This is a genomic window from Bradyrhizobium arachidis (genome assembly GCF_024758505.1).
GTDB lineage: Bacteria > Pseudomonadota > Alphaproteobacteria > Rhizobiales > Xanthobacteraceae > Bradyrhizobium > Bradyrhizobium manausense_C.
Genome location: NZ_CP077970.1, coordinates 4019316 through 4041561, shown reverse-complemented (window position 1 = coordinate 4041561; position 22246 = coordinate 4019316). Strand labels below are relative to the sequence as shown.

Below are 22246 nucleotides of genomic sequence, written 5' to 3'. Positions count from 1 at the left end.
GATGCTCAGCAATTCTCTCATCGAGCTCGATCGAGCCCACCTCATCCACCCGGTCGCGTCCTATCGAGGGCACGAAGCGTCCGGCGTCAGGGTGCTGAAATCGGCCAAGGGCGCGACGGTAACGGACGCGTCCGGACATCAGCTCGTGGACGGCTTTGCCGGGCTCTGGTGCGTCAATGCCGGCTATGGGCACGAGAGCATCGTTGCGGCCGCCGCCAGGCAGATGCAGGAGCTCCCCTACGCGACCGGCTATTTCAGCCTCGGCTCGGAGCCCGCAATCCGGCTTGCGGCCGAGCTTGCCCAGCGCGCTCCCGGCGACCTCAACCACCTCTATTTCACGCTGGGCGGTTCTGACGCCGTCGACAGCACAGTGCGTTTCATCCGTTACTACTGGCACGCAAGGTGCGAGCCGCAGCGCGAGCATTTCATCTCGGTCGAACAGGGGTATCATGGATCTTCGACCGTCGGCGCCGGGTTGACGGCCCTGCCCGCCTTCCATGCAGGGTTCGGCGTGCCGCTCAGTTGGCAGCACAGGATCCCCTCGCACTATGTTTATCGCAATCCGGCCGGAGACGACGGGGACGCCATCATTGCGGCTTCGCTGGCCGCGCTCGATGCGAAGATCGAGGAGATCGGAGGCCCGCAACGCGTTGCCGCGTTCTACGCCGAGCCGATCCAGGGATCTGGCGGCGTGCTCGTGCCGCCGAAGGGCTGGATAAAAGCGATGCGCGCGCGATGCAAGGCGCATGGCATCCTGTTCGTGGCGGACGAGGTCATCACCGGGTTCGGCAGGACCGGACCGCTGTTCGCATGCAGCGAGGACGACATCGTCCCCGATCTCATGACCGTCGCCAAGGGATTGACGTCCGGATACGTACCGATGGGCGCGGTCTTCATGTCGGATCACGTCTATGACACGATTGCCGATGCGGCGGGCTCCAGCGCCGTGGGCCACGGTTACACCTACTCCGCGCATCCGGTCAGTGCCGCAGTGGCCCTGGAAGTGCTGCACCTATACGAAAACGGCTTGCTTACGAATGGCGCAAAGGCGGGCGCCCGTCTGATGACTGGCCTTCAGTCGCTCAGGGATCATCCCCTTGTCGGGGATGTGCGCGGCCGTGGCATGCTGGCCGCCATCGAACTCGTCACCGACAAGCAACGCAAGACACCACTTCCGGCTGCGGCCGAGCCGGCCAAGCGCATCTTCGAGCGTGCCTGGAAGAACGGTCTCGTCATCCGGGCTTTCCCGACGGGCGTGTTGGGCTATGCGCCGCCGCTCTGCTGCTCGGAGTCAGATATCGAAGCCATCATCGAGCGCACCGCCAAGACGCTCGACGATACGCTGGCCGATGCCGAAGTTCGCGCCGCACTGCAACATTAATAGGCATGCACAATGAGCCGGCTGCAAGCAGGTCCGAAATACTAGAAACAGAGGCATCTTCGCAATTTTGTGCCGCGGCTCGCGGTTTTTTCGGCGGAAGCCGCGGGCCTATCCTGCGAGACTTTGATCGCGGGAAGAGTGCAGTCCTGAGTGGAAACGCGGCAATCGTCAAGATGACGGCAGCACGCCGGCATCGGCCACAAATGGCGCGGCAGAATAATCTGCCGCTCACCGCAGCATAGCCGTAGTCTTAGCCAGCGAGGGGATTGATATGAGCGATACGACGAACTGGTCCTGTTCAGACGATGCCATGATCGAGAGCGCCATTCGGCGCGGGGCTTCGCGCCGCGACCTGCTGAAGATGATGCTCGCGAATGGAGTGGCCCTGGCTGCCGCCGGCACGATCTTCGGCCGCGCATCGGACGCGGTTGCTGCGACACCCGTGAAGGGCGGCGCGCTGAAGGCCGCAGCCTGGTCGTCCTCCACCGCTGACACACTCGATCCGGCCAAGGCTTCGCTCTCGACCGATTACGTTCGCTGTTGTTCCTTCTACAATCGTCTGACGTTCCTCGACCAGAGCGGCATGCCGCAGATGGAACTCGCCGAATCGATCGAGAGCGGCGATGCCAAGACCTGGACGATCAAGCTGAAGAAGGGCGTCACCTTCCACAGCGGCAAGGAGCTCAGCGCCGACGACGTCGTCTTTTCGCTGAAGCGCCATCTGGACAAGGCCACCGGATCGAAGGTCGCGGCGATCGCGTCCCAGATGGCCGACTTCAAGGCCGTCGACAAGACCACCGTCGAGGTCACGCTAGCGAGCCCGAACGCGGACCTGCCGACAATCCTGTCCATGCATCACTTCATGATCGTTGCCGACGGCACCACCGACTTCTCCTCGGGTAACGGCACCGGCGCGTTCAAGTGCAAACAGTTCACCCCCGGCGAGCGCTCGATCGGCGTGCGGAATACGAACTACTTCAAGAGCGGCCCGAACGTCGATTCATTCGAGTTCTTCGCGATCCCCGATGAAAATGCCCGGATCAACGCCCTGCTGTCCGGAGACATCCATCTCGGTGCCTCGATCAACCCACGGTCGGTGCGCCTGCTCGACGGCAAGGAGGGCTTCGCGCTGTCCACGACCACGTCGGGCACCTACACCGACCTGAACATCCGCATGGACATGGCGCCCGGCAACAACCGGGATTTCGTGGAAGGCATGAAATACGTCGTCAACCGCGAGCAGATCGTCAAATCGGCGCTGCGCGGCTTCGGCGTCGTCGGCAACGACCAGCCTGTGTCGCCCGCCAATGTCTACCACAACGCCGCCCTCAAGCCCAAAACGTTCGACCCGGACAAGGCCAAATTCCATTTCCAGAAGGCCGGCGTCCTCGGTCAGACCATCGAGGTCATCACGTCAGAGGCGCCGGGTTCGGCCATCGACATGGCCATGATCATCCAGGCCTCAGCCGCGCAGATCGGTATGAAGCTCGACATGAAGCGCGTGCCCTCCGACGGCTACTGGAGCAATTACTGGCTGAAGGCACCGATCCATTTCGGCAACATCAACCCACGTCCGACGCCCGACATCCTGTTCTCCCTGCTCTACAAGTCGGATGCGCCATGGAACGAGAGCCGCTTCGTCTCGGAGAAATTCGACAAGCTGCTGGTCGAGGCCCGCGGCTCGCTCGATCAGGCCAAGCGCCGCGAGATCTACAATGAGATGCAGGTCCTGGTGTCGGAGCAGGCCGGCACCATCATTCCGGCCTACATCTCCAACGTGGACGCCATCAACGCCAAGCTGAAGGGGCTGGAGCCCAACCCGCTCGGCGGTATGATGGGCTACGCCTTCGCCGAATACGTCTGGCTGACCGCCTGACCGGCGCATGGCGAGGTCACGGCTCGGGGTCCTGATATTGGAGCCCGAGCCGAAGAAAATGACCGGCGTGGTGCGGGAGCCCGATTGTGAAAAAGCAAGTTGCGTCGCTTGTGGTGAGCCGGCTTCTCATCGCCATGATCACACTCGTGATCGTCTCGTTTGCCGTCTTCTTTGCCACCGCGCTCTTGCCCGGCGATACCGCCACGATCCTGCTCGGGCAGTCCGCAACGCCCGAGGCCATCGAGGGTCTGCGCAAGGCCATGCATCTCAATGATCCCGCGATCGTTCGATTCCTGAGATGGATAGCCGGCCTCTTCCAGGGCGATTTCGGCAGGTCCTATGCGAATAACGTCCCGGTCGCCGATCTGATACGCGGGCGGTTTGTCAACACGATGAAGCTCGCGGGTTTGACCGCCTCGATCGCGGTGCCGCTCGCGCTGACGCTCGGCATCACCGCCGCGATGTGGCGCGGCACGCCGTACGACCGCATCGTGACCGTCGGGACCATCGGCATCATCTCGGTGCCGGAATTCATGATCGCGACGCTGGCGGTGCTGCTCTTCGCAGTCTACCTCAAATGGCTGCCGGCCCTCTCCCTCACCAACGAGGTCAAGTCGTTCTCTGACCTGTTGCGGATCTACGCCATGCCGGTCATGACACTCACATTCGGCGTTTCGGCCCAGATGATCCGCATGACCCGTGCCGCCGTGGTCGAGACATTGAATACGCCCTATGTCGAGATGGCGCTCCTCAAGGGCGCCTCGCGCCCCCGGATCGTGCTGCGACACGCACTGCCCAATGCGCTCGGTCCCATCGTCAATGCGGTCGCGCTCTCGCTGTCCTATCTGCTCGGCGGCGTGATCATCGTGGAGACCATCTTCAACTATCCCGGCGTCGCAAAGCTGATGGTCGATGCCGTTTCGACCCGTGACCTGCCGCTGATCCAGACATGCGCGATGATCTTCTGCCTGGGTTATCTGACCCTGATCACGGCTGCCGACATCATCGCCGTGCTGTCCAATCCGAGGCTGCGATGACGAAACCGGCATCGTCAGGACGACTCGGCATGCGGCTCGGCTATCGCTTCAATCTCGTGGGCCTGTCGGCCCTCGGCATCATCCTTCTCTGGGCCGGCGTCGCCCTTTTCGCCCCGAACATCATCCCGCATTCTGTCGGCGAAATCGTCGACACCGACTATTTCGGGCCTATGAGCCGCGAACTGTGGTTCGGTTCCGATTATCTTGGCCGGGATATCTTCTCGCGCATCCTGATGGGTGCGCGCTACACGCTCGGCATCTCTCTCGCCGCCGTCTCCATCGCCTGCTTCACCGGCGTCGCGCTCGGCATGACCGCGGCAGTCGCCGGAGGATGGTTCGACAGCATGCTGAGCCGCTTTCTCGATGCGCTCAACTCCATACCCAGCAAGCTGTTCGGCCTCGTCGTGGTCGCCGCGGTCGGCTCGTCGATCCCGGCGCTGATCGGGACGCTGTCGGTGATCTACACGCCAGGCGCCTATCGCTTCGCCCGCGCTCTGGCTGTCAACGTCAACACGATGGACTTCATGGTGGTCGCCCGTATCAGGGGCGAACGCCTGCCCTATCTGATCGCCTCGGAGATTCTTCCCAACATTCTTGGTCCCGTGCTTGCCGATCTCGGCCTGCGCTTCGTCTTCATCGTGCTGCTGCTATCCGGCCTGTCCTTTCTCGGACTCGGCGTGCAGCCGCCCTACGCCGACTGGGGAGCGCTGGTTCGCGAAAACATCGGCGGCCTGGCCTTTGGCGCACCGGCAGTGGTCTTCCCTTCGCTCGCCATCGCCAGCCTCACCATCAGCGTCAACCTTCTGATCGACAATTTGCCGAGCAGGATCCGCGACCGGAGCGCCGAATGACGGGAAACCTCGTCGAGATCCGCAATCTGAGGGTTGAGGCAACGACCGACGCCGGCAGGCGGGTCGAGATCATCAAGGGTGTCAGCCTCGACATCGCCCAAGGCGAGATCGTCGCCCTCATCGGCGAGAGCGGCTCGGGCAAGACCACGATTGCCATGACGCTGATGGGCTACGCCCGGCAAGGCTGCGCCATCACTGGCGGCGAGGTGCGGGTCGCCGGCGTCGATATGGTGAAGCTTTCGGAAGCGCAACGTGCCGGCATACGCGGGACCAGCGTCGCCTACGTCCCGCAAAGCGCCGCGGCTGCCTTCAACCCTGCGCTCACCATCATGGATCAGGTCATCGAGGTGGCGCGGATCCACAAGTTCATGCCGGTGGCCGAGGCACAGGCGAAAGCGCTTTCACTGTTCAAGGCCCTGTCGCTGCCGGAGCCCGAAACGATCGGCAACCGCTATCCGCACCAGGTCTCGGGCGGTCAGTTGCAGCGCCTGGCCGCTGCGATGGCCCTGATCGGCCAGCCGAAGGTCGTCATCTTTGACGAGCCCACCACAGCGCTCGATGTCACCACGCAAGTGGAGGTGTTGCGGGCATTCAAATCCGTCACGGCGCAGCACAGCATCGCCGGCGTCTATGTCTCGCATGATCTCGCCGTGGTCGCCCAGATCGCCGACCGCATCGTCGTTCTCAAGGACGGCACGGTCCAGGAAACAGGGACGACCAACGACATTCTCGAGCACGCTCAGCACCCCTATACAAGGCAGCTGCTGGCTGCGTTCAGGCCGAAGACGCAGCAGCGGGAGCCTGAAGGCGAGGACGTGATGGAGCATCCGTTGCTTCAGGTCGACAACCTGACGGTCGGCTACGGCCCTCGCTCGCGCGACGGACAGCCGCTGATCAAGGCCGTACAGGCGGTCAGCCTCAAGCTCGATCGAGGACGGAATCTCGGCATCATCGGCGAGTCCGGCTGCGGCAAGTCGACCCTGGCGCGGGCGATCGCCGGCATCCTGCCCGCTCATGCCGGCGACATCATCTTCAACGGGCGCGAATTGGGCAAGGCAGGCCGCAATCGCACCCGCAACGAACTCCGTGAGATCCAGATCGTGTTCCAACACGCGGACACCGCGCTCAATCCGGCGAAGTCGGTGGAAGACATCCTGAGTCGCCCCCTCACCTTCTACCACGGCATGAGGGGCAAGGCCTGCGATGCGCGCATCGGCGAGCTACTCGATCTGGTTCGGCTGCCCAAATCCGTGCGCCATCGATTGCCAGCGGAGCTGTCAGGCGGCCAGAAGCAACGCGTGAACTTTGCCCGCGCGCTCGCCGCCGAGCCAACGCTCATCCTGTGCGATGAAATCACGTCGGCGCTCGATACGGTCGTCGCGGCCGCTGTGGTCGAGCTTCTCAAGGAGCTGCAGCGCGAGCTCGGGATTTCCTACATCTTCATCAGCCACGACCTATCAGTCGTCGAGGCGATCTGCGACGAGATCATCGTGATGTATCGCGGTCAGAAGGTCGAGCAGATCACGTCGGCCCGGCTTGCGGCACCACAGCACCCTTATACGCGGCTGCTGTTCTCTTCGGTCCCCAAGCTCGATCCCGACTGGCTCGACAATCTGAAACAGAACGCCGAAGAGGTGCGCACCTATAGCCATCAGTAGAAGCGGCTGATGAGCGACCAATCAAGCCGGAAACAGACTGGTCAGCGGCATCTGCGAGCGCACGATCGGCGACTTGAGGACGACGAAGCTGAAGTATTTGTCGATGCCGATATCCATGTCCGTCAGACGCTCCATGATCGTCTGGTACTCGCCGATGCTGGCGGTGACGAACTTCAGCATGTAATCGTAACCTCCCGAGACCAGATGGCATTCGATCAGCTGGTCGACCTTGTCGACCGCCGACAGGAAACGGGCGAAGTCGATCTGCCGATGGTTCTTCAACGTCACCTCGGTGAACACGGTCAGCGTCTGTCCGAGCTTGCGCACGTTGATCTGGGCCGCGTAACCCTCGATATATCCCTCGGCCTGCAGTCTCTTCACACGCATGAGACACGGGCTGGGCGACAGGTTCACCAGCTCGGCGAGCTCGACATTGGTGATGCGACCATTCTTCTGGAGTTCGTGCAGGATCTTGATGTCGATCCGATCCAGCTTCATTGGTGACTCTCCATTGGGGACACGCCGGAAGGCGCAGCAGAAAATTTGGCGCAATGAACCGAAAGCTCACTCAACCTGCACCTGTCGTCCACCACTGATGTCATATCCTTCGCGTAGAAGGCAGTTTTGTCGTGCAGTGACGATACAGCATAAAATGCTGGGCCGCTATCGAATCCAGCGCCTCCCGCGCCGATGCGCGACTTACGCTGCGACGATCGAAATCTAGGAAACCAGGATGCCCGCGCCACTGAGCCATATCGAGACCACGCCGGATCTTCCCCGCAGCGCCGATGCCGTGGTCATCGGAGGCGGCATCATCGGGGTGTTCGCGGCCTACTATCTCACCCTGCGAGGCCTCAGCGTCGCGCTGGTGGAGAAGGGGCGGATCGGAGCCGAGCAGTCCAGCCGAAACTGGGGCTGGTGCCGCCAGCAGAACCGCGATGCCCGCGAGTTGCCGATGGCGACCCAGAGCCTGGACCTCTGGGAAAGCTTCTGCGCCGAAAGCGGTGAGAGCACCGGTTTCTCCCGCTGTGGCCTTCTGTACCTGAGCAACGACGAGGCTGAACTCGAGGGCTGGGCGCGCTGGCGCGACTTCGCACGAACGGTCGGCGTCACCACGCATATGCTCGATGCGACCGCGGCAACGCAGCGCGGCGCAGCGACGGGACGTGCCTGGAAAGGCGGTGTCTTCTCGCCGACCGACGGCACCGCCGATCCCGCCAACGCTGCGCCGGCAGTAGCACGGGCGATGCTCAGGCGCGGGAGCACCGTACACCAGATGTGTACGGCGCGCGGGCTGGAGACCGAGGGCGGCCGCGTGAGCGCAGTCGTGACGGAGCGCGGCGCAATCCGCACGCGTGTCGCCATATTGGCAGGCGGCGCGTGGTCCTCGTCCTTCTGCCATCAAGCCGGCATCCGCCTTCCGCTCGCTTCGATCCGATCGTCCATTCTGGCCGTCTCGGGCGATGCAAATGGCCTGCCGGACGCGCTCCACACCTCCGCCGTTTCGGTGACGAAACGCGGTGATGGCGGCTACACACTCGCCATCAGTGGCCGAGGCCGCATCGATCCGACGGCGCAGCAGTTGCGCTTTGCCCCACAATTCTTGCCGATGTTCTTGCGCCGGTGGCGCAGTCTGCTCCCTGGTGGTCTTGAAGGCGTGAGATCGGGACATGAAACGCTCCAGCGTTGGCGCGTGGACGGACCGACGCCGATGGAGCGCATGCGCATTCTCGATCCCACTCCCGACCAGAACACGATCGAGCTCACGCATCGGCGTGCGCTCGAATTGTTGCCGGCGCTGAAGGACACGAAGATCACCGCCGCATGGGGCGGCTACATTGACTCGACGCCCGATGGCGTGCCGGTCATCGGGGAGGCGTCTGGTCTGCCTGGATTGATATTGGCCGCGGGCTTCAGCGGCCACGGCTTTGGTATCGGCCCCGGCTCGGGGCACCTCATCGCGGATCTTGTGACTGACACCGCGCCGATCGTCGATCCCAAACCCTATCTGCCAGACCGCTTTGCCGGACTTGCGGTCGGAAAGGTCTCGGACTTCTAGATATCTAAGCTGACGCGCACGTCGCTGCGAGGGCATGCAACGCAAGTTCAGCCGACACTGATCTTGCGCGCCGTCGCGTTGACCATGCCTCCCCAGATCTTCTCGTTGTGCTTGATGTTGCGAGAAGCAGGCATGGAGATGCAGAGACCGCCGACGGGCCGGCCCTGCGAATCGAGAATGGCGGCGCCGATCGCGCAGACGGCGGGACGATAGCAGCAATTGTTCAGCGAGTAGCCGCGCTCGCGCACACGACCGAGCTCCGCGCGCAATGCCTCCGGGTCCGTGATCGTGTTCTCGGTATAGCGCGTCAGGCCCCGCCGGATGATGGCATCGATTTCGTTGGGCGAGAGATGCGCCATCACAGCCATGCCGATGGCGGTTGCATGAATAGGCGATCGATCGCCGATCGGACTGAAGGTCCTGACGTTCTGGGTGCAGTCCACGCGATCGATCAGGAGCATGGCGTCGAGCCCATCCAGGATCGACAGATGCACGGTCTCGTTCACCTGATCGCGCAGCTCCTGCATCGGCTTGCGCGCCACGACATAAAGCTGGCCGCCTTGCAGCTCCGGCACCTGAAGATGCAGCACTCGATGGCCGATCTGCCAGCGCGTCGCCTCCCCGCCGACCGGACGCAACCAGCCGGTCGTCGCGAATGTTTGCAGAATGCGTTGCGTGGTGGTTTTGGGCAGGTCGAGGCGGCGCGCAAGCTCGCTCACGCCGACCGGCTGCATCTCCGCGACGGCTTCCAGAACTTCCAGGCTCTTCAAAAGGCTCTTCATCACTCTGACCGCGATTTCTGCGGAGCGGCATCCCCCGGCAAAGGGCACGAGCGCCGCCCATAGCACAAGGCCGGCTTTTCCCGACAGCGCTTGCCATCCTCCAGCTTCCTTGCTACTCATAAATGGAACGACGTTCCACATTGTGGCACGCTTTACTGAGCCGGGCAACAGAAACATGCGGCGCTTGTTCTCGATGGTCCGCGCAAGCGGACGGGTCCAACAACAGGAGTACTGGCCTTGACCCGAGATGGAGCGACGGTCCCCGGCTCACTCACCCGCCGCCTCCAGCTGAAGGCGATCTCCGGCGCCGTGGCCGGCAATCTCATCGACTTCTTGGATTTCGCGATCTTCGGCCTGCTGGCGAAGGTGATCTCCACGACATTCTTCCCGCCCGGCAATCCGACCGTCGCCTTGCTGCAAACGATGATGATCTACGCATCGAGCTTCCTGATCCGGCCGCTCGGCGGCATCGTGATGGGACGCGTGGGTGATCGCCTGGGGCGCCGTACCGCCCTCTTCGTCTCGGTGAGCGGCACATGAGCCACACGTTGTCGAACTATCTCGTGCTCGGCTTCCTCGCGACCTATCTCACGAACTCCGTGAAGATCGACGAGACACATGCGTCGCTGGCGATCTTCATCGCCCAGATGGTGCTGATAGCAACCACCGTCACCTACGGGTGGGTCAACGACACCGTGGGACGCCGGCCGACGCTGCTCGCCGGCTGCATCCTCGTGATCCCCGCGATGTTCCTCTCCTTCTATGTCGCAAGCTTCGCCACCCCAGCGAGCGCGATCGCGGCCCCCGTCATCCCAGTGCTGGTCTATCCGCTGATCACCAGCGGCATGACGATCGGCCTCGCCGACATGTTCCCGCGCGAGATGCGCGTGACCGCGAGCGGGATCGCCTACAACACCGGCACCGCTCTGTTCGGCGGGACCGCGCCCTATTTCGCCGGCCCCGCTGCGGCCGTTGCCGATCCCGTATCGTAGGCCCCGGAACGATGACGGCTCAATCCTCCATATTCGCTACGGATTTCTCCGAGACACCCTATTGGTGGGACGGCTGGCGTCCGAACGACGCCGGCGCCGGCAGCCTGCCCCGTGAGACCGATGTCGCAATCATCGGCGCCGGCTATGCCGGCATATCCTGCGCCCTCGAACTCGCCGCGCACGGCACCGAGGTCGTCGTCCTGGAGGCCGAGCTTCCCGGCATCGGCGCCAGCACGCTGAGCGGCGGCCAGGTCACCGGCGGCGTCAATGTCGGCAAGAGCATGTCCAAGCGCGTCAGCGCAGTGGCCGCCAACACCGCGATCGAGGACAGGCTGCGCGAGGCGGCGGCCGGCTACCGCTTCCTCGAGACGCTGATCGCGCGACACGGCATCGATTGCGACTACCGCCGCAACGGCCGCATCGCCGCCGCCTGGACCGCCGTGCAGGTCCGCACCTGGGAGGGGCGGATCGCCAGGCTCAATGCGCATACCGACAGCGACGTGCGCATGCTGGATCGCGGCGAGTTGCGCAGCGAGCTTGCGAGCGAGGTCTATGTCGGCGGCGCGCTGATCAACGGCGCAGGACATCTGCATCCCGCAAAGTTCTTCGGCGGGTTGCTCACAGCTTCCCTCGGCGCCGGGGCGAAACTGGTCTGCCATGCGCCGGTCACGTCGATCGCGCCTGCGGGCGCCGGCTACCGCATCGCGACCGGCCGAGGGGAGATTCGCGCAAAGCGCGTCGTGATTGCGACCAACGGTTACACCGGCGCGGCAACGCCCTGGCTCAAGCGGCGTCTCGTCCCAGTCACCTCGCATCAGATCGCGACCGAAATTCTGCCCGTAGAGCTGCAAAAGTCGCTCATCCCCGCGGATCGCGGCGTGGCCGAGGCGAACCGAGTGACGGCGTACTACCGCTACTCGCCCGACGGGCAGCGGTTCCTGTTCGGCGGTCGCGCGCGTTTCTATCCGCTCGACCGCAAGGCCAGCGCAAGGATCCTGTTCGCACAGATGACAGAACGCTTTCCGCAACTACGCGACGTGAAGGTGAGCCATAGCTGGGGTGGCAAGGTTGCCGTAACACTGGATGCCCTGCCTCATCTCGGGCGAGATCCGCAAGGCTGCTACTACGCCGCCGGCTGCAACGGCAGCGGCGTCACGACGATGACCTGGCTCGGCCATCGGCTGGCGCGCCATCTGTTGGGCGAGCACGATCTCGCGTCCGACGCCTTCGGTACGCCGCTGCCGTCGCACCCGCTCTATCACGGACAGACGTGGTTCATGCCGATCCTCGGCAGTTATTTCCAGCTGCGCGACCACATGGAAAAGCGCCGCTAAGGCCCTGCCCGTCCGCGGGCATGGCTCGGCAACACCTTAAAGGAGAGACCTGGACTATGGGTTTGAGAATCGGCGTCGATATCGGCGGCTCCTTCACCGACTTCGCGGTCCTCGACGAGAGCAACGGCACCGTGCGCAGCCTCAAGGTGTTCTCGCGCCCGGACGCGCCGGGCCGCGAGGTCGCCGACGGCATGCACATGCTCGGCGAGCGCTACGGCATCGATCCCGCCGAGGTCGTGCATTTCACCCATGGCACCACGGTCGGAGTCAACGCGGTGGTGCAGCGCAAGGGCATCCGCCTCGGACTGATCACCAACCGCTATTTCGAGGACGTCCTGGTGCTGGCGCGCCTGAAGACCCCCGACATGTATCATCTGATGTCGGCGCGGCCGGAGCCGCTCGTGCCGCGCTACCGCACTTTCGGCATCGACGGACGGCTAGACGCCGAGGGTAAGGAACTCGAACCCGTCGACGCGGCGAGCGTACGCGAAGCGGTGGCGGGACTGAAGCGGACCGGTTGCGAGGGCGTCGTGATCTCGCTGCTGCATGCCTATCGCAATCCCGAGCACGAGCGGCAGGTGCGGGCGATCATCGCCGAGGCGGCGCCGGAGCTGTTCGTTTCCTGTGCGAGCGAGGTGTGGCCGATCATCCGCGAATATGAGCGCACGAACACGGCGGTGATCGGCGGCTACGTGCAGCCGGTGGTCTCGAACTATTTGACCTCGCTGCAGGCGGCATTGCGCGGCTCCGGTGTCACGGCGGATTTGAAGGTCACCAAATCGAATGGCGGCGTGATGAGCGCCGAACGCGGCAAGACTGATTGCGTCCAGATCGTACTGTCAGGCACCGCGTCCGGCGTGATCGGCGCCGCCTGGGTCGCGCAGCTCTGCGAGCTGAAGAACGTCATGAGCCTCGACATCGGCGGAACCACCGCGGATGTCGCACTGATCGTCGGTGGGGAGCCGCAATACGCCACCGGTGAATATATCGGCGACCATCAGATCCACATTCCCTCGGTGTCCGTCACCTCGATCGGCGACGGCGGCGGCTCGATCGCGCGCGTGGACCCGTTCGGCGTGCTCAAGGTGGGACCGGAAAGCGCAGGTTCGACGCCGGGCCCGGTCTGCTACGGGCGCGGCGGACGCGAGCCCACCATCACCGATGCCTTCGCGGCGATCGGCGTGCTCGGCCAGACCGCGCTCGGCTATGATTCGGTCAGGCTCGACGTCGCTGCCGCACGCGATGCCATCGCTCCCCTCGCAGCGCGGCTTGGCGAGTCGATCGAAGCCGTTGCCGAGGCGATCATCAATGTCTCGATCTCGGGCATGTATTCGGGGATCAGCCGCATGATCTCGCGTTTCGGGATCGATCCCAGGGAATTCGCATTGATGGCCTTCGGCGGCGCAGGTCCGATGCTCGCCTGTCACCTTGCACGCGCGCTCAACATGGAACGGATCACCGTGCCCCTGACCCCGGGCGTGCTGAGCGCGCTCGGCGGCTTGATCGCCGACACGCGCAACGATTTCGTCGCGGTCGCATGGTGCACGCTCGGAGACGACGACTGGGACTCGCTGGAGCGCACGCGGCAGGCGCTGGAGCAGGAAGCGATCGGATGGGTGCGCGCCGAGGTCGGCACCGGTCCGGTGCCGGAACTGACCTACACCGCCGAGATGCGCTACCAGGGCCAGTCCTTCGAGATCGAGACCGCGTTCGACGCGGAGGCCATGCGCGCGAAGAACATCGCCGCGCTGCACGAAGCCTTCCATCAGGCCCATGAACGCCTCTACCGCTACCGCGATGAGAAGGCCGTGATCCAGGTGGTGGCGCTGCGCGTCGTGGCCAAGGTCCGCACGCCGCGTCCTGTGATCACCCCCATTCCGGACTCGACCGGCCCGGCGAAGCCCGTCGCGACCGTGCCGTGCTGGATGGACGGCACAATGCGGCAGATGCCGCTTTATCGGCGCGAGACACTCCGCGCCGGCGACCGCTTCACGGGCCCCGCGATCATCGCGCAGGACGATACCACCACCTGCGTGCTCCCCGACTTCGAGGTGAACGTCGACCGCTGGGGCAATCTTCACATCATCAATCTGGCCGCGGCGGCTTAGGGAATTCCGACTATGGCACTCAGTGGTTCCGCTCTTCAGATCTTCGCCAATTACTGCGTGGCCGCCGCGGAAAGCATGGCCTACACGCTGATCCGCACGGCGCATTCCACCTTCGTGAAGGAGACCGAGGATTTCTCCTGCGCCCTGATCACGCCGGAAGGGCTTGCCTTCGCCTCGCCGAAGACGCTGGGCGCGACCTGGTACATCGGCCTCGACTACGGCCCGGTGCTGGGGTTGATCACGGAGTATCGGCCCGGCGACATCTGCATGACCAACGATGCCTATAGCGGCAGCGTAGCGACGCATACGCCCGACATCCTGATGTGGAAGCCGGTCTTCTACCGCGGCGAGATCGCCTGCTATGTCGGCGGCCACATCCACAACACGGACATGGGCGGCGCGGTCCCAGCATCGCTGTCGCGCAGGCTGACTGAGATCCAGCAGGAGGGCATCCGCTTTCCGCCCTGCAAGATCGTCGATCAGGGCGAGCTCGACGAAGGCCTGCTCGACATCATGACCATGAACGTGCGCGCACCGTCGCAAAATCGCGGGGACTTGCAGGCGCAGATCGCCATGCTGGTGAACGGCGAGAAACGCGTGCTAGAGATCATCGAGCGCTTCGGCATCGACGACTTCAAGGCCGGCATGTACCAGGTGATGGACTATGCCGAGAAGCAGGCCGAGGCGGTCCTGAAGACGATCCCCGACGGCGAGTATTTCTTCGCCGAATATGCCGACGAGGACAGCGAGAACGGCAAGCCGATGCGCGTCGCGCTGACGCTGACGATCGACAACGGCCGGGCCGTCATGGACTATACCGGCAGCGACCCGCAGCTCGCTTCTTCGCTGAACATGCCGACCGGCGGCATGCCGCGCCATGCGCTCGCGCTGGTCGGATTCCACTACGTTCTCTACACACTGAACAGCGACATCCTGCTCAATTCCGGGCTCGATCGCGTGGTTCGTTGCGTCCTGCCGGAAGGCACGGTCGTCAATGCGACGGCGCCGGCGGCCGTCGGCATGCGCAGCCTGACCTGCAAGATCACGCACATGCTGACCTTCGGCGTGTTCTCCCGCGCCATTCCCGAGCGCCTGCCCGCCTGCTCCGCCGGCGGCATGGCGATCGTCACGGTGAAGACGATGGACCAGGAAGGGCGCGGTGTCATGGCCTCGCTCGGGCCGGTCGGCGGCGGTGCGGGCGGCATGGCTGACGGCGACGGCAGCGACGGCTCGGGCGCCAACAATGCCTTCCTGCGCAACACGCCGGTCGAGATCAACGAGTTGGAAGTGCCGATCCGCATGCGGCGCTATTGCCTCGCGCCCGATTCCGGCGGAGCCGGCACCTATCGCGGCGGGCTCGGCCTCACGATGGAGTTCGAGGTGTTCACGCCGGGCAGCACCGTCACCGCGCGCAATCGCGACCGCACCCATTTCGCCTCCTGGGGCGTCCTCGGTGGCGGCGCTGGCGCCAACGCGATTTTCACCAGGAATCCCGACGGACCGGACACCGAGGCGCTCGGCAACACCGACGTGGTGCCCTGCAAGCCGGGCGATCGCATCCGTCTCGTCGGCGCCGGCGCCGGCGGATTTGGCGATCCGCTCCTGCGCGAGCCGCGCCGCGTGCTGATCGACGTTCTCTCGGGCTACGTCTCACGCGAGGCCGCGCGGGCGCTATACGGCGTCGTTATCGACGGCAGTCGCGTCGATGAGGACGGCACGCGTAGGCTGCGCCAGGACATGCTACGGGCGCGGCCGGGACGGCAGGCGGACGTTTTCGACTTCGGCAGCTATCGCGCCGCCTTCGAGGCCCGCTGGACCGAAGCCCGCTATCGCGAACTCACCGCCATCCTGGCGCGCCTGCCGGTCGCATGGCGGTTCTTCGTCAAGCACCAGCTGTTCGACGCGCTCGACGCACGCCTCAAAGCGGGGCGGTCCGAGGAAGATGCCGGGCTGGTGCGAGAGCTCTTCGAGGAATTGGCGGCGCGCTACCCTACGCTGCGAGCGTCGGAGCGTCTGACCACCGGCTAGCCTCGGGTCAAGGATGGCAACGACCAGAAGGTCCCGCTTCTCAATCTGACCGGCTACGTTGTGTGGGAGATCATGCTCCAGCAGCGCATCATAACTCGAGGGCTGGGGTCGTGTATTCCCTTACAACCATCGCTCGGTCAGCGCGGCCTTCACGCGTGCTTGCGACGAATTGAAAATCGAGGATCTACATTTTCGTGCCTTGCGACACGAGGGGACCAGTCGTCTTTTTGAAGCAGGGCTCACAATCGAGAAGGTACAGCGCCCGCGACACCACGTGATCAACGGTTGTGGCGTCGCGACCGCAATACGCACAAAGCCGAGCCTTGCCTGCCTTCATCGTATGAACCGCCACAAGTTGTTGAGAACGACTCAACCCACCCGCACTGTGCCCGAACATCAGGAGGAAGCAACACAATAGCAGGGGCTGCCTGGGCTGGCCGTGAGGCGGGGCCAACGCCTCTCAGACTGTCAGTCCGCGCAGGGGTGTTCACCCGGCGACTATCGGTCCTGAAATAGGACGACAGGGTCAATCCCAAGCGCTTCTGAAATTTGTTCGAGAGCGTCAACGGTCGGCGCGTTTTCCTCGCGCTCGATCTTCCGATGTAGTTACGATTCAGGCGGGCGCGATTAGCCAATTCCTCTTGAGAAAGGCCGGGTCTCCCTGTCCGACGGGCGGTTCTTTCGTGTTGGCTATCGAGCTGAGGGGGTGGGCTACATTTTGGCAGGTGTTGACGTTCCTGTTCATGTGCTCGAACGGGAGGTCGCATCCGGATTAGACTTCGTCACAACGGTTAGTCCCTCCGGTGAGGTAGTGAGTCGGATCGTCGATTCATCCGGATTGGATTTGGTGAGACCTAGCTCGGTCGCCTCAATCGATAGTTTGATTGTCGAGACTGTCAGCACGAATAACCTTCGCTTGGAGGAAGCATCGATAAGCGAGCTGCGCGGGCTCTTGAGATCGCTGGAGCAATCCATTGAACATGTGAAGACCGCACTCGCGCAGACATGCGCTTAAGCGTGACTCCGTACTATCAATTCGACCCCTATCACTTGACGATGACTTGGCACTGTCGACCCTTCTCTTGTCCTTCTTGAAGGCTACATCGCCGTCGAGAAACGCCTCGAGCATAAATGGTATCAACTCAGCACCCTCCTCAAGTCAGCCATTGTCGATGCTGCGCTGGATCGCTTTCTCAATCCCGAGCGTGACACCAGCGGCGATGCCTTCACGTCGTTTGGCCGGCATGGCGGGACCACCGAGGCGAGCACGTCCGGCCTCACAGAAACGCAGCTGATGAAGAAGGGCTAATGGTCATCGACCAAGGCGATGGCGCACTACCTCCATCACGACGACGAGGCCAAGCAGGACGCACAGATCAAGCGCATCAAGCGGCGCAAGCAGGCGGCCAGAAAGTGAACATTTGTCGGAATGGATTCAGCCGTCTTGTCGGAATGGAAATCAAAAAATCCGATAAGTGCTTGAATTTATTGGAGCGGGTGAAGGGAATCGAACCCTCGTATTCAGCTTGGAAGGCAAAGAAAGGCTGTTGACGGGGCATCACTGAGGTTCACTGAAAATCACCGAAAACATCTTGTTTTATAGGGTTTTTCGACGTTTTCTGCGAATTGTCGTCGTCCTTCAAACCCTTGATGACACGGACGAAGTTGCCACCAAAGTTGCCACCAAAAACAACAGTTCTAGCGTTCCATTTACACACGCAAATGAAGTGATGGTAAAATTGCTTTCGTGGCTGGCGTTGGCTGGCACCAACGAAAGGATTGTATGGCCGTCTATGTTGATGAACTGGAAAGCTGGGGTTGGAAGATGCGAGGCAGGGAAGTGCAAAGCTGCCACATGTTCACGGATCAGATTGACTTAGCCGAACTGCACGCAATGGCTGCGGCAATCGGAATGAAGCGCTCATGGTTCCAAGAAAAACGAACTGCGCCGCACTATGATCTTACAGCCAGTCGCCGCGCAGCCGCTGTCGCGCTTGGTGCTGTTGAATTAGGAAGACGCGATTCCGCCAACATTTGGAAACCGCGTCGCGAAGCAGTAGCCGCAACCGAAGCAGTTTCTTCAAAATCGAGGTGCGCCCTGCATGAGGGTGGTTCGAGTTGCCATTGCCCGCACTGCGGGAAGTTGAACCTTGACCTCGACATATTTGGCGATCCCGTCGGCCAGGATTTCATGTGCATTCGCTGCGGGAAAGAAATCACGGTCACGGCAGCCGTGTTGACAAAGTTGCCTGGCGGCATACAGCTTCGGGGATGACGTTCCGCAATATTGTTAAGCCCTTCTCTGAGACGCCCGCATATCGGTGTCCGTGCTGCCGCTGTCGCACACTTCACGAAAGAGGCGGCTACGAGATTTGCCCGGTGTGCTTCTGGGAAGACGACGGGCAAGATGATCACGATGCCGACGAGGTTCGGGACGGTCCCAATGGCTCACTGTCACTCGCGCATGCGCGGCGAAACTTCGAGCAGTGCGGCGCCTCAGATCCGACGCACCAGATGAGCGTGCGGCCTCCCACGGAAACAGAACGCTAAGCGGCAAGGTGAATTTCAACGTTGTCAATCAAAAGCCGCCCACGAGGCGGCTTTTTTATTTTCTGAAACGTTAGGTAGAATAGTTGCCACCAAAGTTGCCACCAAAGAAAAACTGCCTTTGGCTAAGTGGCTGAAAACATTGGAGCGGGTGAAGGGAATCGAACCCTCGTATTCAGCTTGGAAGTCAGACGCTTCGCATGGTTTCCCAATCTACTTCCGACAAATCGCGACCAAACCCTCCTATAGATTTCAAATGACAATTTCCAGCCGTCGGAAGCCCGCAGCTACGGCTTCGAAAGCTCCATTGGCGGTGGCATTGGTATAGGTGCCACCTCGCCAGGAGCCGCTGGAGGACGCCTTCCAGCACGTTTCGCTGGCCCCCTCAGTGATCAGCAGCGCTGCGCCGCAAGCCATTTACCCCGCACCGCCCGTGGAGGAACGCCGCGACCCTAGCCGGTGATCTCGACTGAACATGCAGCCATCACCAAGTGCCTCGATCATGCCGTCCGCAAGAAAGGCGACGCGATTGCCGCCGACCGAGATCGGCAACGTCTACAATCTCTCCAAGCGAATGAATGGCGCACAGTGTTGGACTCGTATCATGGGCAAGCCTACGGCGAACGATGTTGAGCGGGCCAGGATGCGGCTCGCGGCCTGATTAACTGCGTCAACTGGTGCAATTGGTTTCTCAGCCCGGTCAGCGCGAAGCTGGCCCGGTTTTGCATTTCCCCTTGTGGGAGCCTGATCGGACAAAAAAACATAATGAAATTAACTTATTAGGTTTTTTGTGTCCTCCGTTGTGTCCCGACGAGCTTCTGGAGTGCCCGGCGGCCTCTTGCGCTGCCCGTTGATGCGCTGGCCCGGCCCCGCCCGGTGGTCCCGTGGCCTGCCGCCCCGGCTGGCTGGACGGCCTTCCTACGGCCTCGTGACGATCTCCGACCACGCGAGGCGAGGCCACTATCCCCGGCTTTGCGGCCTTCCTTATGGCCTTGTGCCCCGCCGCCTGAGGCGCGTTACTGGGGACGCTGGAGCGCTACGATTGATGCCCAGTGGTCAGCAGGTCGTCACCGTCAAGCGGGCTTCGGCGCTCGCGCGAGACGCTCCATGATTTCCACGAGTTGGTGGTGCGCAACGCTGCCGGGATCGCGAAATTCGGCAAGCTCATGTTCGTCCGCGAGCCGGTGCAAGCGGATGAGCTCCCGAGCGCGTTGACGCCTGTTCAACTGCAACTCGGATGGTCTATAGGCGAAAAAAAGCCGCCGCATTTCCGCCGTTCCCAAGAGATGGCTGAATTCCGACGCAGTGACGTAGATCAAAAAGAGCACCAATATCCAAAGGGAAATCGCGCTGAAGCGCTGCCAAGCGAAGTCGGAGATCAGATAGGTCGCGAAATCACCCGGCCAGTTCCCTTCAATTACCGAGAAACGCACGAAACGCTCGACCAACCGCGCAATTACGGTCGCAACCCAATAGATGGCCGTCTTGAACAGGATTGGTTGGATGAGCGGAGCCCGGTCGAAGATCCTGATGAATGGCATCGTGTTCGCAGTGATCACGGCCTTGCCGACGACAAGCGCGGCCACTGTAGCAAGCATGAAATTACTGACGGCGACGGCATAGTGGGCGACTAGGAGGTTTGTCGTCAGAACAATGAAGTTGAAACCGACGAAGAAGAAGATCATCGGCGGTAAGGCTTGGCTCAGCTCGCGCACAATCCGAGAGCCCACGCGCTGCGGCAACGTGAAATTCGTTTCCGCGCCTCCTACCGAAACTTCTATCTGGAGCTTGCGGACTTCTTGCTGGAAAGGATCGCGTTTCATTGGCATGACCTAATGTTGTCGCTGCGAACGGGAACGGCTCTGTCGAGATATACATATATATCTGACCAACTCGATGCCCCGACGGAGTGAAACTCGATCCGCCTCCCGCGTTTGTCTAGGGGGTCAAACGCCCGCGACATAGACCGTCGAAAGATGGCGCTCCCTCCGCAATCGGTCGCCAAGGTTCTGTGGAGCGCGTGACCCTCCGGGGGGACCGCGCGACCGCGCCCTTTGAGGATATTTGCAATCGCGCATTCCCGACTTAATTTTATACAGATCGGTACACAAAGTGCGGTGCGCGATATGGCGTTTGTCGAATACGGAAGCAGTGACCTTCATGGATTGGAACGCCGGGACCGGCACGAGGTTTAGATGGATTGCGCACCATCGCGGCGCTGACCGCGCGCTGGATTGGAGGCAGCACATGAAAATCGTGGACGAAGACGGCGAGATCATCGCCACAGCATCCGATGACCATACTCTAATCGGCGGCCACCACCGCCTCGCGGTGGCGGCCAGCCTTGGTAAAAAACTGTTCTGGCGAGATACCGGCGAACCAGTGAAGCTTGATAACTTCTTCAAGCATTATGGAAGTTCTCTTCGACGTCCAGCCTAAGCCGCTCGCCGAGCGTATCGTTGTTTGGATCAGCAGCAGACAAACGCTGCGGAAGTGACCCGCTTCGGGTCATCAGTGCTGTCGTTAAAGGGGGGCTTTGGCAGGACGACGGACGATAATGTCTCGGTCACTTACCCTGCTGCTTGATCGCCCACAACCGGTAGGCTTCGTCCTCGTAGGGATCATCACCGGTCGGCGGCGGGATCAGCTTCGCCCGCCGCCCTCAGGACAAGGGCAATGTCGATGCCCCCTATCAAGCGGGCCAGATCGATCGGAGCGGCGAGCGGTGGGTTCTTGAGCCGACGTCGAAGCCACGCGCGCAGAGCGAGCTGATCGAGCCGCAGCGCCGCCGCCAGGAACGCCTGAAAAAACCTCTCGCGCTGCCCGGCATCGAGCCTCGACCAGCCTTCCATTATCGCTTCGACCAGAGGAACGCGCCGCATCTTGGTGAAATCTTTCAAAGCGGAATTTCAGCATAGGAAAGCCGGAAATCGAAAAATGCAAATGCGCTGAGGGCCTGCGATGGCGCGTACCCCGCGTGCCCGGGGGCCTAAAGGACCCAAGACAACCCGACCACACCTTGCCGGAGGGTCACGCCCTCAGGCGCGGACGTCGGCTGTTGGGGTGGCGCACCGAACGCTGCGCGTTACTTTCCGAACAGCTCCTTAAAGAGCTCGCTAGGTGCCTCCGGGCGATTAAGAGTGATGACGATCTTGTCGATCGTATTCCAGTCGGGTCCCCTCTCCACAATCTCGTCGAGGTCCTCCAATTCCTCGAACTCAGTCGTCTGTTGTGGTCTGCCATCCAAATAGGTGATCTCCGCCATCCAGCGGTCCGGTACTGATGTCCCCATTACCTCCTTTGCTCTGTGAGACATTATATCGACCTCCATCGATCCTGGTGACGGCCTAGATTATCGGAGCAACGAGGCTACATCGCGGCCGGAATGATCGGCACGATGCTTCATTTGCATAAGCATGCTTTCCGCGAATTTTTCCCTCCCCCTGCCCTCGACCAGAAGATTCTTCTGATCGTGTAGCTTGAGGCGCGTGGCCACGGGTTTGAACCAACAGCGACTGCTCTATCAGCAGCGCCGCTGTGAACAGAGCGAGAAGACTTTGTCGGAAGTGTTCAGCCTAGCCTTGTCGGAAGTA

At 62.2% G+C, this 22246-nt stretch carries 19 protein-coding genes; 14 read left to right on the top strand and 5 right to left on the bottom strand.

What is annotated here, in order from left to right; translation table 11 throughout:
• The first annotated feature begins 1 nt into the window (after position 1).
• The 5 genes from KUF59_RS18405 (at position 2) to KUF59_RS18385 (ending at position 6803) form a co-directional block, all read left to right on the top strand.
• Positions 2-1381 carry an aspartate aminotransferase family protein gene (locus KUF59_RS18405; RefSeq protein ID WP_212456638.1) on the top strand — a complete coding sequence of 460 codons (1380 nt, stop codon included), beginning with the start codon at positions 2-4 and terminating at the stop codon, positions 1379-1381.
• Positions 1382-1652: 271 nt separating this feature from the next.
• Positions 1653-3257 (top strand): ABC transporter substrate-binding protein, encoded by a 1605-nt coding sequence (locus tag KUF59_RS18400; RefSeq protein WP_212456639.1) that lies wholly within the window; start codon positions 1653-1655, stop codon positions 3255-3257.
• 86 nt (positions 3258-3343) lie between these two features.
• Complete coding sequence (locus KUF59_RS18395; RefSeq protein ID WP_212456640.1) at positions 3344-4294, top strand: ABC transporter permease; 951 nt, start codon at positions 3344-3346, stop codon at positions 4292-4294.
• On the top strand, positions 4291-5145 hold the full coding sequence (locus KUF59_RS18390) for an ABC transporter permease (RefSeq protein ID WP_212456641.1): 855 nt from the start codon (positions 4291-4293) through the stop codon (positions 5143-5145). Before KUF59_RS18395 ends, KUF59_RS18390 begins: the two co-directional genes overlap by 4 nt.
• Entirely contained in the window at positions 5142-6803 is a 1662-nt protein-coding gene (locus KUF59_RS18385; RefSeq protein WP_212456642.1) for an ABC transporter ATP-binding protein, read from the top strand. Before KUF59_RS18390 ends, KUF59_RS18385 begins: the two co-directional genes overlap by 4 nt.
• 21 nt (positions 6804-6824) lie before the next feature.
• Here KUF59_RS18385 and KUF59_RS18380 read toward each other — a convergent pair whose 3' ends face one another.
• Positions 6825-7301, bottom strand: coding sequence for an Lrp/AsnC family transcriptional regulator (locus tag KUF59_RS18380; protein ID WP_018642567.1), 477 nt, complete (start codon positions 7299-7301; stop codon positions 6825-6827).
• Positions 7302-7536: 235 nt separating this feature from the next.
• On the opposite strand from KUF59_RS18380, the gene KUF59_RS18375 reads away from it, so the two are divergent.
• Complete coding sequence (locus KUF59_RS18375; protein WP_212456643.1) at positions 7537-8862, top strand: NAD(P)/FAD-dependent oxidoreductase; 1326 nt, start codon at positions 7537-7539, stop codon at positions 8860-8862.
• Between the two features lie 47 nt (positions 8863-8909).
• On the opposite strand, the gene KUF59_RS18370 is transcribed toward KUF59_RS18375, so the two are convergent.
• Entirely contained in the window at positions 8910-9644 is a 735-nt protein-coding gene (locus tag KUF59_RS18370; RefSeq protein ID WP_212456644.1) for an IclR family transcriptional regulator, read from the bottom strand.
• Between the two features lie 237 nt (positions 9645-9881).
• On the opposite strand from KUF59_RS18370, the gene KUF59_RS18365 reads away from it, so the two are divergent.
• From KUF59_RS18365 to KUF59_RS44360, 7 genes are all read left to right on the top strand, one after another.
• Positions 9882-10184 carry a hypothetical protein gene (locus KUF59_RS18365; RefSeq protein ID WP_212456645.1) on the top strand — a complete coding sequence of 101 codons (303 nt, stop codon included), beginning with the start codon at positions 9882-9884 and terminating at the stop codon, positions 10182-10184.
• Positions 10181-10636, top strand: coding sequence for an MFS transporter (locus KUF59_RS18360; protein WP_212456646.1), 456 nt, complete (start codon positions 10181-10183; stop codon positions 10634-10636). The genes KUF59_RS18365 and KUF59_RS18360 overlap by 4 nt, the downstream gene beginning before the upstream one ends.
• Positions 10637-10647: 11 nt before the next feature.
• Positions 10648-11970 (top strand): NAD(P)/FAD-dependent oxidoreductase, encoded by a 1323-nt coding sequence (locus KUF59_RS18355; RefSeq protein ID WP_212456647.1) that lies wholly within the window; start codon positions 10648-10650, stop codon positions 11968-11970.
• Between the two features lie 56 nt (positions 11971-12026).
• Positions 12027-14078 (top strand): hydantoinase/oxoprolinase family protein, encoded by a 2052-nt coding sequence (locus tag KUF59_RS18350; protein WP_212456648.1) that lies wholly within the window; start codon positions 12027-12029, stop codon positions 14076-14078.
• Positions 14079-14090: 12 nt separating this feature from the next.
• Positions 14091-16106, top strand: a complete 2016-nt coding sequence (locus KUF59_RS18345; protein WP_212456649.1) for a hydantoinase B/oxoprolinase family protein — start codon at positions 14091-14093, stop codon at positions 16104-16106.
• A gap of 1783 nt (positions 16107-17889) precedes the next feature.
• Positions 17890-18381, top strand: coding sequence for a DUF4031 domain-containing protein (locus KUF59_RS18340; protein WP_212456650.1), 492 nt, complete (start codon positions 17890-17892; stop codon positions 18379-18381).
• Positions 18378-18656, top strand: coding sequence for a CPCC family cysteine-rich protein (locus KUF59_RS44360; RefSeq protein WP_212456651.1), 279 nt, complete (start codon positions 18378-18380; stop codon positions 18654-18656). The genes KUF59_RS18340 and KUF59_RS44360 overlap by 4 nt, the downstream gene beginning before the upstream one ends.
• Positions 18657-19726: 1070 nt before the next feature.
• On the opposite strand, the gene KUF59_RS18335 is transcribed toward KUF59_RS44360, so the two are convergent.
• Positions 19727-20476, bottom strand: coding sequence for a hypothetical protein (locus KUF59_RS18335; RefSeq protein WP_212458501.1), 750 nt, complete (start codon positions 20474-20476; stop codon positions 19727-19729).
• A gap of 424 nt (positions 20477-20900) precedes the next feature.
• Between KUF59_RS18335 and KUF59_RS18330 the strand changes: the two genes are divergently transcribed.
• A complete protein-coding gene (locus KUF59_RS18330; protein ID WP_212458500.1) occupies positions 20901-21092 on the top strand; it encodes a ParB N-terminal domain-containing protein in 192 nt (63 codons plus the stop codon).
• Between the two features lie 185 nt (positions 21093-21277).
• Here KUF59_RS18330 and KUF59_RS18325 read toward each other — a convergent pair whose 3' ends face one another.
• Both KUF59_RS18325 and KUF59_RS18320 read right to left on the bottom strand, forming a co-directional pair.
• Entirely contained in the window at positions 21278-21553 is a 276-nt protein-coding gene (locus tag KUF59_RS18325; RefSeq protein WP_212458499.1) for a hypothetical protein, read from the bottom strand.
• 185 nt (positions 21554-21738) lie between these two features.
• Positions 21739-21918, bottom strand: coding sequence for a hypothetical protein (locus KUF59_RS18320; RefSeq protein ID WP_212458476.1), 180 nt, complete (start codon positions 21916-21918; stop codon positions 21739-21741).
• Positions 21919-22246: the final 328 nt, after the last annotated feature.